Annotated in this window: 16 protein-coding genes; 3 read left to right on the top strand and 13 right to left on the bottom strand. The window is 61.0% G+C overall.

Annotated features, from left to right (window positions below):
• Positions 1–39: 39 nt before the first annotated feature.
• The 5 genes from HZ99_RS13215 to leuS form a co-directional block, all read right to left on the bottom strand.
• Positions 40–1,365 carry a lytic murein transglycosylase gene (locus HZ99_RS13215; RefSeq protein WP_038443567.1) on the bottom strand — a complete coding sequence of 442 codons (1,326 nt, stop codon included), beginning with the start codon at positions 1,363–1,365 and terminating at the stop codon, positions 40–42.
• A 61-nt stretch (positions 1,366–1,426) separates the two neighbouring features.
• Positions 1,427–1,591, bottom strand: coding sequence for an alternative ribosome rescue factor ArfA (arfA, locus tag HZ99_RS13210; protein WP_003176285.1), 165 nt, complete (start codon positions 1,589–1,591; stop codon positions 1,427–1,429).
• Between the two features lie 236 nt (positions 1,592–1,827).
• Positions 1,828–2,865 (bottom strand): DNA polymerase III subunit delta, encoded by a 1,038-nt coding sequence (gene holA / locus HZ99_RS13205; protein ID WP_038443566.1) that lies wholly within the window; start codon positions 2,863–2,865, stop codon positions 1,828–1,830.
• A 39-nt stretch (positions 2,866–2,904) separates the two neighbouring features.
• Complete coding sequence (gene lptE / locus HZ99_RS13200; RefSeq protein WP_038443565.1) at positions 2,905–3,510, bottom strand: LPS assembly lipoprotein LptE; 606 nt, start codon at positions 3,508–3,510, stop codon at positions 2,905–2,907.
• Positions 3,511–3,600: 90 nt separating this feature from the next.
• The gene (leuS, locus tag HZ99_RS13195) at positions 3,601–6,207 is read right to left on the bottom strand and encodes a leucine--tRNA ligase (RefSeq protein WP_038443564.1); all 2,607 of its coding nucleotides are present in this window, start codon (positions 6,205–6,207) and stop codon (positions 3,601–3,603) included.
• Between the two features lie 262 nt (positions 6,208–6,469).
• Between leuS and HZ99_RS13190 the strand changes: the two genes are divergently transcribed.
• Both HZ99_RS13190 and HZ99_RS13185 read left to right on the top strand, forming a co-directional pair.
• Positions 6,470–6,787, top strand: coding sequence for a hypothetical protein (locus HZ99_RS13190; RefSeq protein ID WP_038443563.1), 318 nt, complete (start codon positions 6,470–6,472; stop codon positions 6,785–6,787).
• 84 nt (positions 6,788–6,871) lie between these two features.
• Positions 6,872–7,633 (top strand): YdcF family protein, encoded by a 762-nt coding sequence (locus tag HZ99_RS13185; protein WP_038443562.1) that lies wholly within the window; start codon positions 6,872–6,874, stop codon positions 7,631–7,633.
• Between the two features lie 51 nt (positions 7,634–7,684).
• On the opposite strand, the gene lnt is transcribed toward HZ99_RS13185, so the two are convergent.
• From lnt to miaB, 5 genes are all read right to left on the bottom strand, one after another.
• Positions 7,685–9,208, bottom strand: coding sequence for an apolipoprotein N-acyltransferase (lnt, locus tag HZ99_RS13180; protein WP_038443561.1), 1,524 nt, complete (start codon positions 9,206–9,208; stop codon positions 7,685–7,687).
• 8 nt (positions 9,209–9,216) lie between these two features.
• Positions 9,217–10,056: an HlyC/CorC family transporter gene (locus HZ99_RS13175; protein ID WP_038443560.1), complete on the bottom strand. Its 840-nt coding sequence runs from the start codon at positions 10,054–10,056 to the stop codon at positions 9,217–9,219.
• Between the two features lie 42 nt (positions 10,057–10,098).
• On the bottom strand, positions 10,099–10,557 hold the full coding sequence (gene ybeY / locus HZ99_RS13170; RefSeq protein WP_038443559.1) for an rRNA maturation RNase YbeY: 459 nt from the start codon (positions 10,555–10,557) through the stop codon (positions 10,099–10,101).
• Entirely contained in the window at positions 10,550–11,554 is a 1,005-nt protein-coding gene (locus tag HZ99_RS13165; protein WP_038443558.1) for a PhoH family protein, read from the bottom strand. Before HZ99_RS13165 ends, ybeY begins: the two co-directional genes overlap by 8 nt.
• Before the next feature lie 225 nt (positions 11,555–11,779).
• A complete protein-coding gene (gene miaB / locus HZ99_RS13160) occupies positions 11,780–13,108 on the bottom strand; it encodes a tRNA (N6-isopentenyl adenosine(37)-C2)-methylthiotransferase MiaB (protein WP_038443557.1) in 1,329 nt (442 codons plus the stop codon).
• 132 nt (positions 13,109–13,240) lie between these two features.
• Between miaB and HZ99_RS13155 the strand changes: the two genes are divergently transcribed.
• Positions 13,241–13,567, top strand: a complete 327-nt coding sequence (locus HZ99_RS13155; protein WP_003215457.1) for a DUF1820 family protein — start codon at positions 13,241–13,243, stop codon at positions 13,565–13,567.
• An 89-nt stretch (positions 13,568–13,656) separates the two neighbouring features.
• Here HZ99_RS13155 and HZ99_RS13150 read toward each other — a convergent pair whose 3' ends face one another.
• The 3 genes from HZ99_RS13150 to thiE form a co-directional block, all read right to left on the bottom strand.
• Entirely contained in the window at positions 13,657–14,211 is a 555-nt protein-coding gene (locus HZ99_RS13150) for a tetratricopeptide repeat protein (RefSeq protein WP_038443556.1), read from the bottom strand.
• A gap of 226 nt (positions 14,212–14,437) precedes the next feature.
• Complete coding sequence (hemL, locus tag HZ99_RS13145; protein ID WP_038443555.1) at positions 14,438–15,721, bottom strand: glutamate-1-semialdehyde 2,1-aminomutase; 1,284 nt, start codon at positions 15,719–15,721, stop codon at positions 14,438–14,440.
• Positions 15,722–15,738: 17 nt separating this feature from the next.
• Positions 15,739–16,362: a thiamine phosphate synthase gene (thiE, locus tag HZ99_RS13140; RefSeq protein WP_038443554.1), complete on the bottom strand. Its 624-nt coding sequence runs from the start codon at positions 16,360–16,362 to the stop codon at positions 15,739–15,741.
• Positions 16,363–16,378: the final 16 nt, after the last annotated feature.

The following is a 16,378-nucleotide window of genomic DNA, read 5'->3' as shown; positions in this document are numbered from 1 at the left end:
GCGATAGCGATCTCAGGGCCGCCATCGCCAGCAAATGGATTAGCGGCTGAGCAGGCTTTCCAGCAGCTTCACTGTCGGATACCCATCCGCCGGCCAACCCAGCGACTGCTGCGCCGCGCGAATCGCCTTGCGCGTATTGGCGCCGATAATCCCATCCGGGTTGCCAGCGTCATAGCCCTTGGCGCTCAACACCGTCTGCAACTCGATACGCTGGGAGCGGGTCAGCGGCAGTTCATCCGTTGGCCAATCGCCGCGAATCACCCCGCCGCCGCCAAATCGTTCGGACAACAGCCCGACCGCCAGGGCGTAGGACGACGAGTTGTTGTACTTGAGAATCGCACGGAAGTTATCCAGCACCAGGAAGGCCGGGCCACGATGACCTGCCGGCAGCAGCAGGGCAGCGGGCAACGTGTCTACGTTGGGTGGCACGCTGGCGCCGGCGGGCACCTGCAGGCCGAGTTTCAACCATTCGCCTATCGGCTTGCGTACCACGCCATCCGCCAGGGCGTAGTCGAAGCCTGCCGGCAATTGCCGCACCTCAAAGCCCCACGGTTGGCCTTTCTGCCAGCCTGAGCTTTGCAGGTAGTGCGCGGTGGAGGCGAGGGCGTCGGCCGAGCTGTTCCAGATATCGCGACGACCGTCGCCATCGAAGTCCACGGCGTGGGTGTTGTAGGTGGTCGGTATGAACTGGGTCTGGCCCATGGCACCGGCCCAGGAGCCGCGCATCTGCTCGGCCGGGATATCGCCGTGCTGGATGATTTGCAGTGCGGCCAGCAACTGCGCCTGGGCGAATGCCGGGCGGCGGCCTTCGTAGGCCAGGGTCGCCAGGGAGCGGATCACCGAGTTATTGCCCTGGAACGAGCCGAAGTTGCTTTCCATGCCCCACACCGAGACCAATACCTGGCGATCCACGCCATAGCGCTGTTCGATGCTTTGCAGGATGTCCGCATGCTTGATCAGCAAGGCCTGGCCGTTACGCACGCGCAGCGGCGACAAGGCACCATTGAGGTATTCCCACACCGGGCGGGAAAACTCCGGCTGGCTGCGGTCGGCACGGATGACTGCCATGTCAGGGGTGACGTTGGCGAATGCACTGTCGAATACCGCAGGGGTGATGCCGGCTTTCAGGGCTTCGACGCGAAAACCTGCCTGCCATTCGGCGAAGGTCTGGGTCGGCTGGATATCGAGATTGGTCACGGCCAGTGGCGCAACCACGGCGGGAGCGGCAACCGCTGCTGTCTGGAGCGCGGGCAGGGGCTGAGCGTCGGCGGCGGTAGGTTTTTCGGCGCAGGCGACTAACAGGATCAGGCTGGAGGCAGCAATCAATTGGCGAAGGTGCCAACGACGGGAAAGACTAGAGGGCATGCACAGGTCCAGGAAATACGAATCAGGTGCAGACCTTATCATGCCAGAGGGGCGCTTGCCTTCAGGCAGCCAGAAAGTAAGAAGCCTCCCAGCTGTTAGACTGGAAGGCTTCGCGGCGGTAGCTGCCTTTGCCTTTGCCGGCTCGTTCCTGGCGACTGCGGAACAACGGCTGGGCAATGATGGATTTGGCCTTGTTGGGGCCATGCTTGGATGGCTTTTTGCTCATGATTGGTACTCTCCGATGGGTGGGTAATGCGCTGCGAATAATCTGCCGAAGTTGGCCGGCTGTCCAGCCCTGCGCGATGTAGGACATGGCCTCGGCCTGAATGTGAAATGCCGGCTTGTGTGGGAGCGGGCTTGCTCGCGAAAGGGCAGTATCAGTCACCTGGTCCATTGACTGACACACCGTCTTCGCGAGCAAGCCTGCTCCCACATTGGTTTTGTGTTGCTCTGGGGGATTTGTTATTCGGCGGGGAGTGCCAGGCGCTGGCCTGACATAAGCAGCGACAAGCGGCTCAAACTCATCCACGGCGACCCGGCAGCCTGGCCCTTGATCTGTGCATCGATGCGCTGGGCCTCCAGCAGCAGTTGCGCCCAGCGTTGCGCCGAGTGCCGCTGCAGGGCTTTGCTCATCAGTGGCTTGCGCTTGTCCCATACCGGCGGGCGGGCCTGGCTGAAGGCCTTGTCCAATGGCGTGCCCTGGCTGTATTGCAGGGCGATATTGGCCAGCAGCCGCAACTCCCGCGCCAGGGCCCAGAGAATCACCGGCGGCTCGACCCCTTCACCGCGCAGCCCTTCGAGCATGCGCAAGGCGTGGGTTGCCTCGCCGTTGAGGATCGCATCCACCAATCCAAACACGTCAAAGCGTGCACTGTCGGCCACCGCGCCCTGGACCGTCTCGACGGTGATCTGGCCACCCTCGGCCATCAGCTTGAGCTTTTCGATTTCCTGGGCGGCGGCAAGCAAGTTGCCTTCAACCCGCGCGGCAATCAGCTCGACCGCGTCCTGGCTGGCAGACAACCCGGCTTGCGACAGACGCTGGCGAATCCATTGCGGCAACTGATTGCTGTCGACCGGCCAGATCTGGATGAACTGGGTGTGTGCCCCGTCCACCAGCGCCTTGCCCCATTTGGTTTTCTGCGCACTGCCATCGAGCTTGGGCAGGCTGATCAGCAGCAGCGTGTCCTCGGCAGGGCGTGCGCAGTATTCCATCAGCGCCGCTGCGCCTTTGTCGCCGGGCTTGCCCGAAGGCAGGCGCAGCTCCAACAGGCGCTTTTCGGCAAACAGCGACATGCTGGCCCCGGCCTGGAGCAGGGTGCCCCAATCGAAGCTGGCATCGGCGCTGAACACCTGGCGCTCATCAAAACCCTGCTGGCGTGCAGCCTGGCGGATGCTGTCGGCGGCTTCCTGGCACAACAGCGGATCATCGCCACTGACGATGTACACAGGCGCGAGGTTGCCTTGCAGGTGCTTGGCGAGTTGGGCGGGGGCAAGTTTCATAGGCTGGATGGACGGGGCGCATGACGCGCCCCGCCTGGTTTACTCGACAGGGACTTCAACAGGCGATTGCTTGGGTATGCTGTTTTCATAGTCCTGCGCGGCTTTAAGCGCCTCGGCATCTGCCTTGGCCTTGGCGTCGGCCGTCTGCTGCAGGGCGTCGAGTTGGGTCGGGTTGATCATCTGCAGGCGCAGGACCATCCGCTGGACCAGGTCACGGCGCATTTCACTGCGTACTTGATTGACCTCGGTGTCGGAGCCGACCAGGTTGTTACCGTCATGGGTTACGACTTTCTGCACTTGCAGCTTGTCGCTGATCAGCGGCAACTGGTCGTGGCCTTGGATCTGGAACAGGAGCACGCTGCTCAACTCGATGTCTGAAGAACGGCCAGCACTGGCGTAGCTGAGGTTACGCTGGGTCTCTTTCTCGTCGATCAGCACCAATTTGTAGGCGGCGCCGCTATAGACTTTGACGCCGCTGTTTTCCAGGGTCTGGCGCAGTTGGGTCACGGTGTCGCCATAGGCGTTGCGCGCGCTGACATCCAGTTCCTTGATCGCCAGTTCCGTGGTGCCGGTGCCGCGCAGCTGGAAGCCGCAAGCGCTCAGCAGTACGGCAAGGCCCATAACCAGCAGGTTGCGTTTGATCATTTTATTGCTCCCCTTGAAACCATGTGGGCCTTATCGAGGCCCTGGAGGTTTTGTTCGGCGCCGGGGCTCTTGCCCTGGCGCCCGATCCGATTAGCTAGCGACGATATTGACCAGTTTGCCGGGCACCACGATCACTTTGCGGATCGTCAGGCCTTCGGTGAAGCGCAGCACGTTCTCATTGCTGCGTGCGGCCGCTTCGACTTCTTCACGGCTGGCGCTGGCAGGCATATCGATTTGACCACGCAGTTTGCCGTTGACCTGAATCACCAGTTGCAGCGTGTCCTGTACCAGGGCGCTGTCATCGGCTGCGGGCCATGGTGCATCGATCACCGCACCGCTGTGGCCCAAGTGGTTCCACAAGTCGTGGCTGATGTGCGGGGTAATCGGCGCCAGCAACAGCACGACGGTTTCCAGGCCTTCCTGTACCAGGGCGCGATCCTGCTCGGTGGCCTGTGGCGCTTTTTCCAGCACGTTCATCAGGGTCATCACCTGGGCGATGGCTGTGTTGAACTTATGATGCTGGCCCACATCCTGGCTGGCTTGCTTGATGGCCAGGTGGGCGCTGCGGCGAATAAGTTTTTGCTCGTCATTCAACGATGCCACGTCCAGTTTGCCCGGCAAGCCCTGGCTGATATGGGCATGGGCCAGGCGCCAGACACGCTTGAGGAAGCGGTGCGAACCTTCGACGCCGGAGTCGGACCATTCGGCGCTCATGTCGGGTGGCGAGGCAAACATCATGAACAGGCGGCAGGTGTCGGCGCCGAACTGGTCGATCATCGACTGGGGGTCGACGCCGTTGTTCTTCGACTTGGCCATCTTCTCGGTGCCACCGATTTCCACCGGCAGGCCGTCGGATTTCAACTTGGCGCTGATCACCTTGGCCTTGCTGTCACGCTCCAGCTCCACGTCCGCCGGGTTGAACCAGGTGTAGGCGCCATTGGTTTCGCGGCGATAGTAAGTCTCGGCGATGACCATGCCCTGGGTCAGCAGGTTCTTGAACGGCTCGTCGGAACTGACCAGGCCTTCGTCGCGCATCAGCTTGTGGAAGAAACGCGCGTACAGCAGGTGCAGGATCGCGTGTTCGATGCCGCCGATGTACTGATCCACGGGCAGCCAGTGGTCGGCCGCGGATTTTTCCACCAGGCCGCCTTCATAGTGCGGCGAGGCGTAGCGGGCGTAGTACCACGAGGACTCGACGAAGGTGTCCATGGTGTCGGTTTCACGCTTGGCAGGCTGGCCGCATTTCGGGCAGCTGCACTCGTAGAACTCGGGCATGCGTGCCAGCGGCGAACCGGCGCCGTCCGGCACCACGTCTTCGGGCAGTACCACCGGCAGTTGGTCTTCCGGAACCGGCACGTCGCCACAGCTTTGGCAGTGGATGATCGGGATCGGGCAGCCCCAATAGCGCTGGCGGCTGATGCCCCAGTCGCGCAGGCGGAACTGGGTGCGCGAGGCACCGAGGTTTTTCTTGATCAGTGCCACTTCCATGGCGTCGAAGGCACCAGCGAAGTCCAGGCCGTCGAACTCGCCGGAGTTGATCAGGGTGCCGTGTTCGTTATAGGCGTCCTGCCACGGGGCCGGGTTGGTTTCGCCGGAGCTGGTGCGCACCACGGATTTGATCGGCAGGCTGTACTTGGTGGCGAACTCGAAATCACGCTCGTCGTGGGCGGGCACTGCCATTACTGCGCCATCGCCGTAGTGCATCAGCACATAGTTGGCGACCCACACCGGCAGTTTTTCGCCGGTCAGCGGGTGCTCGACGAACAGGCCGGTCGGCAGGCCTTTTTTCTCCTGGGTGGCGACGTCGGCTTCGGCCACGCTGCCGCCTTTGCATTCGGCGATGAACGCCTGCAGCTCAGGATTGTTCTGTGCGGCCTGGGCGGCCAGCGGGTGTTCGGCGGCCACGGCGACGTAGGTCGCGCCCATCAAGGTATCTGGACGGGTGGTGAAGACTTTCAGCGTGCCGGCAACGCCTATGGAGTCGACATTGTAGGGGAACTGTACTTCCATGCCCTTGGACTTGCCGATCCAGTTGCGCTGCATGGTCTTGACCTGCTCAGGCCAGCCTGGCAGATCGTCGAGGCTCGACAAGAGTTCATCGGCGTAGGCGGTGATCTTGAAGTAGTACATCGGGATTTCGCGCTTCTCGATCAGCGCGCCGGAACGCCAGCCGCGACCGTCGATCACCTGTTCGTTGGCCAGGACGGTCTGGTCGACCGGGTCCCAGTTCACGGTGCCGTTTTTTTTGTAGATCACGCCTTTTTCGAACAGGCGAGTGAACAGCCATTGTTCCCAGCGGTAGTAGTCCGGCTTGCAGGTGGTCACTTCGCGGGACCAGTCCACGGCCAGGCCCAGGCTGCGCAGCTGGGTCTTCATGTAGGCGATGTTTTCGTAGGTCCACTTGGCGGGCGCTACGTTGTTTTTCATCGCGGCGTTTTCCGCGGGCATGCCGAAGGCGTCCCAACCCATAGGTTGCAGGACGTTCTTGCCGAGCATGCGCTGGTAGCGGGAAATTACGTCGCCGATGGTGTAGTTACGCACGTGCCCCATGTGTAGTTTGCCGCTGGGGTAAGGGAACATCGATAGGCAGTAGTAAGTCTCCTTGCCTGGCTGTTCACTGACTTCAAAGGACTTTTGCTCATCCCAGAACGTTTGGGCGGCATTTTCTATTTCACGGGGCTGATATTGTTCGTGCATGGCTACTTTTGAACTGAATAGGGGTGGCCTAATCCTCTTCGGTGCATTGTCCGGGTTGATCGACACCAAAAAGCGGCGCGTCCGTGCCCAAACCCTGCGGGAAGTGGAGTTACAGGAAGCGCCGTAGCATACATGACCCCACTCTATCGAGGGAAACCCTGATTGCGCAGCACAGGCCGTTGGTCGCGGCGCGCGGTTGGTTGCGTCAGCGCAGCTACGCTGTTTATTGGGGAGTGAGACTTATCTTTAATGAGGTGAGGGGATGGTTGATTCGCAGCGAATGAGAACGAAGCCGGAAGTGTATGAAGGACTGATCGACCGCTTGGGTCGAGCACTGGACGCAGCAAGAACCGCAGGCCTATTGCGTGACGAGCGGCCTGATGAGCTGGAACTGCGAGGCTTGAGCCCAGCAGAGTTTGAAGTGATCAAGGCCTACTTGAACTTGAGCGCGCGCCCAATCCCGCAATGGCTGGCACCTGTGCCCGCCAGGGAGCCGGTGCGATCTTCCAAGGTGGTATGGCTCAAGGACTTGTCGGCCGGTCGCAGCCCGGAAAAGCTACGGTCTGTGCGATTCAAGTAACCTGATCAGTGTTATCCGCCGCTTGTAAAGATTGTCGCTAAACCCCGTTACACCTTAGGCTTCGGGCATCTTTGGAGATGCCCGATGCCTATTCGTTATTTCATCAAACAGTTATTGCTGCCACCCGGCATTCTCTTGCTGCTGCTGGCCCTTGCCTGGTGGTTCCGTCGCACCCGTCCACGCCTGGCCGGTGTGTGCTTTGCCCTGGGGTTTGGCGGTATGTGGTTGATCAGCTTGCCGGCGGTGGTGGAGTGGGGCGCGCGCGCCTTGGAAACCGATCCGCCGTTGGCACTGGACGAATGGGCCAGCCTGGCGCAACGGGCCGATGCCATTGTGGTGCTGGGCTCGGGCCGTGAACGCGGTGACCCGGCCTGGGGCGCTGATCAGCCGACTGGTGTCGGCCTGGAGCGCCAGCGCTATGCAGCGCGATTGGCCAAGGCGTCGGGGTTGCCGGTATTGACTACTGGTGGCCTGCACTATGGCACGCCGCCTAGCGAGGCGCAGTTGATGGCGGTGTCGATGGAGCAAGATTTTGGCGTGGCCGTGCGCTGGAAGGAAGAGCGCAGCCGCACTACCTGGGAAAATGCACAGATGAGTGCCGAGATCCTGCTGCCCCAGGGTATCAAGCGCGTGGTGGTCGTGACCCAGGCCTGGCACATGCCGCGTTCGGTGTGGAGCTTCGAGAAGGCCGGCTTTAGCGTGGTGCCGGCGCCGGTCGGCTTCCTGGGGGTGGACAATGCCCGGCCGTTGGGCGGCTGGATGCCAGAGTTCAAGTCGATCTGGCAGAGCGGGCAGTTGATCAATGAGGCGGTGGGGCAGGTAGGTTACCGGCTGTTTTATCGTTAACGCCGCAAATCAAAATGTGGGATCGGGCTCCCACATTGGGTTTTGTGTTGTTTAGACAGTCTTGGCCATGCGTGCGGCCAGCAGCGCCCAGCCAAACAGGCCCAGGCACAGGATGATCAGCGGCCACGAACGCCATTGCAGGTAAGGCGTCAGGTTGTGCATGGGCACGACCTCGCCATAGAGAATGCCGCGCTCGAACTGCGGGATCTGCTCGGTGATCTGCCCGAACGGGTTGATCAGGCCGGTCACGCCGTTGTTGGTGGCGCGAATCATCCAGCGCCCGGCTTCCAGGGCTCGCATCTGGGCCATTTGCAGGTGCTGCAAGGGGCCGATGGAGGTGCCGAACCAGGTGTCATTGCTGATGGTCAACAGTAAGTCACTACGGGCAGCGAGGCTGGCGGCAAACTCCGGGTAGACCACTTCGTAGCAGATGTACGGGGCGACCTGATAACCCTTGGCTTGCAGCAGTGCCTGGTCTTCAGGGCCGCGGGCAAAGTCCGACATCGGCAGGTCGAAGAACGCAATCAGGCCGCGCAGTACATCCTGCAGCGGCACGTACTCGCCAAAAGGCACCAGCTTCTGCTTTAAATAGGTGCCATCACCCTGGCCGACCACGGTGATGCCATTGAAATAGCGCTTTTCATGGCGCACTTCCTGGCGGATCGGCACGCCAGTGATCATCGCGGCGTTCCGGTCGGCGGCGAACTTGCCCATCATCCCCAGGTAGCCCTCCACGGACTCCTTGAGCACCGGCACGGCGGTTTCCGGCCAGATCAGCAGGTCCACGCGCTTGGAGGCAAAACTCATGTCGCGGTACAGCGCCAGTTGCGCATTGAGCTGCGCCGGGTCCCACTTCATGCTCTGCTCGACATTGCCCTGGATCGCCGCGACGGTCAGTGGATCGCCAGCGGGGCTGGTCCAGGCATGGTGCTTGAGGGCCAGGCCAATGGCCCACGGTGCCACCAGCAGTACCAGGCCGGCGCCGACAAACACGTTGCGTTTGGCCGCCAGCAAACGTGGCAGGTTGACGATCAGTGCAGCGCTCAGGGCCAGGGCAAACGAGATCAGCCACACCCCGCCCAGCGGCGCAAGCCCGGCCAGCGGCCCGTCGAGTTGGCTGTAACCGGAGTACAGCCAGGGGAAACCGGTGAGGAACCAGCCGCGAAATGCTTCCTGGCCCACCCACAGCGCAGCAAACGCCAGGGCATCGGCCAGGGGCGCTTCGTTACGGCGGAGCCAGCGTGCCCAGAGCCAGGCGGGCAGGGCAAAGAACAGGGCGATCGCGGCGGTGAACGCCAGCATCAACAGCCCGGCCAGAAGCACCGAAGCGCCGCCAAAGTGATGGATGCTGTAGTAGATCCAGCTGGTACCTGCGCCAAACAGGCCAAAACCGAAGCACCAGCCACGCCCGAAGGCCTGGCGTGGTGTCAGCTGGCGCATCCCGGCATAGAACATCCCGACCGCCACCAGCGCCAGCGGCCAGATATCGAACGGCGCCAACGCCAGGGTGGTGATAGCACCGGCCACCACGGCCAGCAGGTTACCGGGCCAGCCGGGTGCGGTGAGACGGCGCATATCAGTCCTTAGCGGGCAATAGGTGTCAGGCGGATCAAATGGATGCGTCGGCTATCGGCATTCAGGATGCGGAAGCGATAGGCACCGATCTCGGTGGTTTCGTTACGCTTGGGCAGATGGCCAAATGCACTCATCACCAGGCCGCCGACCGTGTCGAACTCATCGTCGGAGAATTCGCTGTCGAAGAACTCGTTGAAGTTCTCGATCGGTGTCAGCGCCTTGACCAGGAAGTCACCGCTGGGCAGTGGCTTGATGTAGCTGTCTTCTTCGACGTCGTGTTCGTCTTCGATATCGCCGACGATCTGTTCCAGCACGTCTTCGATGGTCACCAGGCCGGCGACGCCACCATATTCGTCAATGACGATGGCCATATGATTGTGGTTGGCGCGGAACTCGCGCAGCAGCACATTCAGGCGCTTGGATTCAGGCACGAACGTGGCTGGGCGCAGCAGATCCTTGATGTTGAAGCTGTCACCGTTCTCCTTGAGGATTAGCGGCAGCAGATCCTTGGCCAGCAGGACACCCATGACCTCGTCATGGTTTTCGCCGATCACCGGGTAGCGCGAGTGCGCCGAATCGATCACGGCCGGGAGGAACTCCCGTGGGGTCTGGGTCGCCTTGATGCTGATCATCTGCGAGCGCGGGACCATGATGTCCCGTACTTGCAGGTCAGCCACCTGGATGGCGCCTTCGACGATGGCCAGCGCTTCGCTGTCCAGCAACTTGTTCTGATGGGCCTCGCGCAGAAGCTCCAGCAGCTCCTTGCGGTTTTTCGGCTCGTGGGCAAAAGCCTGGGTCAGTTTGCCCAGCCATGACTTTTGCCCGTTGCTCGATCGGTCTTCGCTCATAGCGATTACTCTAAATCCTTGATTGTTTCAGTTGAGTGTCGATTAGTGTTCGTCGTCTGCATACGGGTCGGGATGCCCCAACTCTGCAAGCAACGTTCGTTCCAGTGCTTCCATTTCTTCGGCTTCTTCATCATCTATATGGTCGTAGCCCAACAGATGCAAGCAGCCGTGCATGACCAGATGGGCCCAGTGGGCCTCAAGGTCCTTGCCTTGTTCCTTTGCCTCACGCTCCACTACCGCGACGCAGATCACCAGGTCACCCAGCAGCGGGATATCCAGCAGTTCGTCCGGTACATCGGCGGGAAACGACAGCACATTGGTCGCGTAGTCTTTCTGGCGCCATGTGTGATTCAGTTCGCGGCCTTCAGGTTCGTCCACCAGACGAATGGTCAGTTCCGAGTCAGCGGTGCGCTGGCGCAGGGCCAGTGAGCACCATTGGCGAAACTGCGCTTCGCTGGGGGCTGGGGCTTGGGTGGCCAGTTGCAGGTCAAGCTCAAGCATCGCGGCGGTTGTCCTTCGACAGTCCGTCGTCGCGATGTTCGAAGCGCTCGTAGGCCTCGACAATGCGTTGGACCAACGGGTGGCGCACCACGTCCTTGGGCATGAAATGGGTAAAGCTGATGCCCGGCACGTCCTTGAGCACTTCGATCACCTGGCCCAGGCCCGATTTGGTGCCTTTTGGCAGGTCGACCTGAGTGATGTCACCGGTAATCACCGCCGTGGAGCCGAAACCGATCCGGGTCAGGAACATCTTCATCTGTTCGACCGTGGTGTTCTGGCTTTCGTCGAGGATGATAAAGCTGTTGTTCAAGGTACGGCCGCGCATATAGGCCAGCGGGGCGATCTCGATCACCTGGCGCTCGATCAGTTTGGCCACGTATTCGAAGCCGAGCATTTCATACAGCGCGTCGTACAGCGGGCGCAGGTACGGGTCGATCTTCTGGGCCAGGTCGCCGGGCAAAAAACCCAGCTTTTCGCCCGCTTCCACGGCTGGGCGCACCAACAGGATGCGTCGTACCTGTTCGCGCTCCAGTGCGTCTACCGCACAGGCCACCGCCAGGTAGGTCTTGCCGGTACCGGCCGGGCCGATGCCGAAGTTGATGTCGTTGCCGAGGATTTCCTTGACATAGCGCTGCTGATTCAAGCCCCGTGGGCGAATCATGCCTTTTTTGGTACGCAGCGCCACGCTGGCTTCGGCCACCGGGTTGTTGGCCAGGTCTTGTACGGCTGATTCCTGCAGGTACAGGTGCACGGTTTCCGGCGACAGCTCGCTACCCTTGGTTTCGCGGTAGAGGCGACGCAGCAGGTTTTCTGCAGACGTGGTGTGCTGGGGGTCACCAATGAGCTCGAACTGATTGCCGCGATTGCGGATCTCGATGCTCAGGCGTTGTTCGATCAGACGCAGGTGCTCGTCGAACTGTCCGCACAGATTGGCGAAACGACGAGCCTCAAACGGCTCGAGGAGAAAACGATGGGGTTCTGCTATGGGTGCGTTCAAGGTTGCTTTTAGCCGCCCTTTGGCTGTTTAGGTGAAATAGAGGATAACGCCAGCTGACGGTGTGCGAAAGCACTTAAGTTATCGGAATGCTGCGCGGTTCCCATGTGGGAGCGGGCTTGCTCGCGATAGCGGTGGATCAGTGACAGATGCATTGACTGATACACCGCTATCGCGAGCAAGCCCGCTCCCACATTTTGATCTCCATCAGTCAGGAGTATTGATGGGTTACTGGAGCAGCGAGCCGCGCAGCGAGTGCGGTTGCGCCGCATCGATGTGCACATCGGCGAACTGGCCGATCAGCGTCGGGTTATCGCAGCGGAAGTTGACGATCCGATTGTTCTCGGTACGTCCCTGCAACTCGCCGGGGTCTTTCTTAGAGTAATCGGTGACCAGGATGCGCTGGGTCGAACCGACCATTTGTCGGCTGATCTCGAAGCCCTGTTGGTTGAGGCGATGTTGCAGGGCGTTCAGGCGCTCCTTTTTCAATGCTTCTGGCGTTTCGTCCAGCAAGTCGGCGGCCGGTGTACCGGGACGTTGGCTGTAGACGAACGAGTAGGAGAAGTCGAAACCCACATCTTCAATCAGCTTCATGGTCTGCTGGAAGTCTTTCTCGGTCTCGCCGGGAAAACCGACGATAAAGTCCGAACTGATGCAGATACCCGGCACGGCAGCGCGCAGTTTGCGCAGCTTGGACTTGTACTCCAGGGCTGTGTGATTGCGCTTCATCGCCGAAAGGATGCGGTCCGAGCCTGATTGCACCGGCAAGTGCAGGTGCTTGACCAGTTCCGGCACTTCGGCGTGGGCCTGGATCAGACTGTCGGAGAACTCCAGCGGGTGCGAGGTGGTGTAGCGAATGCGCTCGATACCGTCCACTGCCGCGACCACGCGAATCAGCTCGGCCAGGTCCGCCAGGCGCCCATCGTGGGTCTGGCCCCGATAGCCGTTGACGTTCTGCCCCAGCAGGGTCACTTCGCGCACGCCGTTTTCGGCCAGGTGGATGATTTCTGCGAGCACGTCGTCGAACGGTCGGCTGACTTCTTCGCCACGGGTATAAGGCACCACGCAGAAGGTGCAGTACTTGCTACAACCTTCCATCACCGACACATAGGCGCTCGGGCCGTCAATGCGGGGCTCGGGCAAGTGGTCGAATTTTTCGATTTCCGGGAACGAGACGTCCACCTGCGGCAACTTGGTAATACGCGCAGCGTCGATCATCTCCGGCAGGCGGTGCAGGGTCTGCGGGCCGAAGACCACATCGACATAGGGCGCGCGGTCGCGAATGGCGGCGCCTTCCTGGCTGGCTACGCAACCGCCGACGGCGATCACCATCTCCGGGTTGGCCAGTTTCAGTTCACGCCAGCGGCCCAGTTGGGAGTAGACCCGGTCTTGGGCACGTTCGCGGATCGAGCAGGTATTGAGCAGGATCACGTCGGCATCTTCGGCGCGAGCCGTGACTTCCAGGGCCTGATGTTCACCCAACAGATCGACCATGCGCGAGCTGTCGTACTCGTTCATCTGGCAACCGTGGGTTTCGATGTAAAGCTTCTTGGCCATGGGAATCGTCAATTGGTGGTAAAGAACCGCGCATTATAGGGGGCATGCCCATTGGTTCCTAGCACTGTGCATCGGGTGCCATGCTATAGTTCGCGCCCTCATTTATATCCGCCGATGTGCTGCCCGCCCCCCATGACCAAACGTGAAGCTCCAATCTACAAGGTGATTTTCCTTAACCAGGGCCAGGTGTTCGAAATGTACGCCAAGCAGATCTATCAAAGTGATCTGTGGGGCTTCCTGGAAGTAGAAGAGTTCGTCTTTGGCGAGCGTACGCAACTGGTCGTCGATCCAGGCGAAGAAAAACTCAAGGCCCAGTTTGAAGGCGTGGTGCGCAGTTTTGTGCCGATGCATTCGATTGTGCGCATCGATGAAGTCGAGCGCCTGGGTACGCCGAAGATCAGCGAGGCGCGGGGCATGAGCAATGTCATGCCGTTTCCGATGCCGATGCCTGAGAAGTAGGGTGTCAGACCACCTCGCGCCAATCGCAGGCAAGCCAGCTCCCACAGGGGAACGCATTCAAAGGTAGGAGCAGAAGGGGTTAGGCAAACTCAGGGCAGCGGGGAGAAGGGCGAACGCCCATCCGCACTCTGCAACTCCTGCAAGTAATTGCGGAAAATCTGCCCCAGCACCTGGGTCGCCACTTCCAGCTCATCACGCTGCATGTGCTCGGCCACTTCGTCAGCGGTATCCAGCGCATCTTCGGCGCCGTTGACCGCCGCCATCTTCAGCACAATGTACGCCTGCACGTTATTGGCCGGTACGCCCTCGCCATGGAAGAACATGCTGCCCAACTTGAATTGTGCCTGGGCATGGCCTTGCAGCGAGGCTTTCTCGAAGAAGCTCAAGGCCTTGTTCAGATCACGGGCAGGGTTTTTGTCGTCGTAGAAGAATTCGCCCAACTCGTATTGCGCCTGCGCATCCCCGCCATCGGCCAGGATCTGGCAGGCGCTCAGCGCCTCGGCCTGGCTATCGGGCTGAGTATTGAGGGTGCAACGACCCATCGCTGGGATCAACAACGAGTTGCCGCCCGCTTGTGCATGTGCAAGCAGCGGTTGAAGGAGCAACAGGCAGCCCAGAACCAGGGTGCGGCCGGTGCGTTTCATGGGAATCGACTTACCTCTGACGGGGCGCGTGGAGCCACGTGGGGATCCAATAAGCGCGCATTATGAAATAAGCAGGCCTCTGCTTACAAAGTCTTTACTCGTTTTTCTGCTGCGTGGGCAAGTTATCTGCCGGATTGCAGGTGATTTCTCGAAAAAACGCGGAAATCTCTGTAAGCAAGGTAGCAAAATCTGACGCCGCCAGGGGCGACGTCAGGTTGTGGCTCTCTTACTTCAGTGCAGCGAAGGCACGCTCGGCAGCATCCAGGGTCAGTTTCAGCTCGGCTTCGCCATGGGCGATGGAGGTGAAACCAGCCTCAAAGGCACTCGGCGCCAGATACACGCCGCCTTCGAGCATCAGGTGGAAGAAGCGCTTGAACAGGTTGGCATCGCTGCCCATCACATCGTCAAAGGTGACAATGTCGTCGGCCCCACTGAAATACAGGCCGAACATGCCACCGGCCTGGGTGGTGACGAACGGGATGCCCGCCGCATCGGCGCGTTGTTGCAAACCGTCCAGCATGCGCGTGGTGTAGTCGCTCAGTTCGGCATGGAAGCCCGGGCGGCTGATCAGGCGCAGGGTGGTCAGGCCGGCGGCCATGGCCAATGGGTTACCGGACAGGGTGCCGGCCTGGTAGACCGGGCCCAGTGGCGCGATGTGCTGCATGATCTCGCGCTTGCCGCCGAAGCAGCCCACCGGCATGCCGCCGCCGATGATCTTGCCGAAGGTACTCAGGTCCGGCGTTACGCCGTAGTGAGCCTGGGCGCCGCCGAGGGCGACGCGAAAACCCGTCATCACTTCGTCGAAGATCAATACCACGCCGTGCTTGTCGCACTGTTCACGCAAACCTTCGAGGAAACCAGGCGCCGGTGGCACGCAGTTCATGTTGCCGGCAACCGGCTCGACGATGATGCACGCCACGTCCTGGCCGACTTCACTGAGCATCTTTTCGACGGCTGCGATGTCGTTGAACGGCAGGGTCAGGGTGTGCTTGGCAAAGGCCGCAGGTACGCCGGCCGAACTCGGTACGCCCTGGGTCAGCAGGCCGGAGCCGGCCTTGACCAGCAGGCTGTCGGAGTGGCCGTGGTAGCAGCCTTCGAACTTGATGATGCTGTCGCGGCCGGTGAAACCACGGGCCAGGCGAATTGCACTCATGGTCGCTTCGGTGCCGGAACTGACCATACGCACCATTTCCATCGACGGCACGATTGAACACACCAGGTCAGCCATCTCGGTTTCCATGGCGGTTGGTGCGCCATAGGACAGGCCGTGCTCCAGTTGCTTGCGCACCGCGTCCAGCACGTCGGGGTGGCTGTGGCCGAGGATCATCGGGCCCCAGGAACCGACGTAGTCCACGTAGCGCTTGTCATCTTCGTCGGTGACGTAGGCGCCTTCGGCGTGCTTGAAGAACAGCGGGGTACCGCCAACGCTCTTGAACGCACGCACGGGGGAGTTCACACCGCCGGGGATATGTTTCTGGGCATTGGCAAACAGGGTTTCGGAACGAGACATGGGCAGGCTCTCTGAATTCAGGATTTGAGGAGTTCGTTGAAGGCGCGGGCGCGGCGCGTCACTTCCTGGGTGCTGTCGGCACCGAACAGGCCGTGGACCACCGCCAGCAGATCGGCACCGTGCTCCACCAGGGGCGCAGCGTTTTCCAGGGTGATGCCACCGATCACGCAGATCGGCACCTGCAGGCGGGCGCGGGCCTGGGCGAGCATGTGGACCGTGGCTGACGGGGCGCCGGGTTTGGTACTGGAATTGAAAAAACGGCCAAAGGCAACATAGCTGGCGCCTTCACGCGCAGCCTGCTCGGCCAGTTCGACCTGGCTGTGACAGGTAGAGCCAATGATTGCATGGCGCCCCAGTAATGCCCGGGCCGGGGTCAGCGGGCCGTCGGTCTGGCCCAGATGAACGCCGACGCCCAGGCGTGCGGCCAGCTCGGCATCGTCATTGATGATCAACTGGGTCTTGTAGCGCGAACACAGTTCGCGCAGTGTCTCGGCTTCACGCAGGCGTCGGGCGTCATCGCTGCTTTTGTCGCGGTACTGCAGCAAGGTCACGCCGCCTTCCAGCGCGGCCTCGACGTAGGACAGGAACTTGCCGGCCAATAGTTGGCTATCGGTAATGGCGTACAGGCCACGTAGTTTCATCGAGCAGGCCCCTTGA

This window comes from Pseudomonas fluorescens (assembly GCF_000730425.1).
In the GTDB taxonomy this organism is placed as follows: Bacteria; Pseudomonadota; Gammaproteobacteria; order Pseudomonadales; family Pseudomonadaceae; genus Aquipseudomonas; species Aquipseudomonas fluorescens_X.
This window is presented reverse-complemented; position numbering and strand designations above follow the sequence as displayed.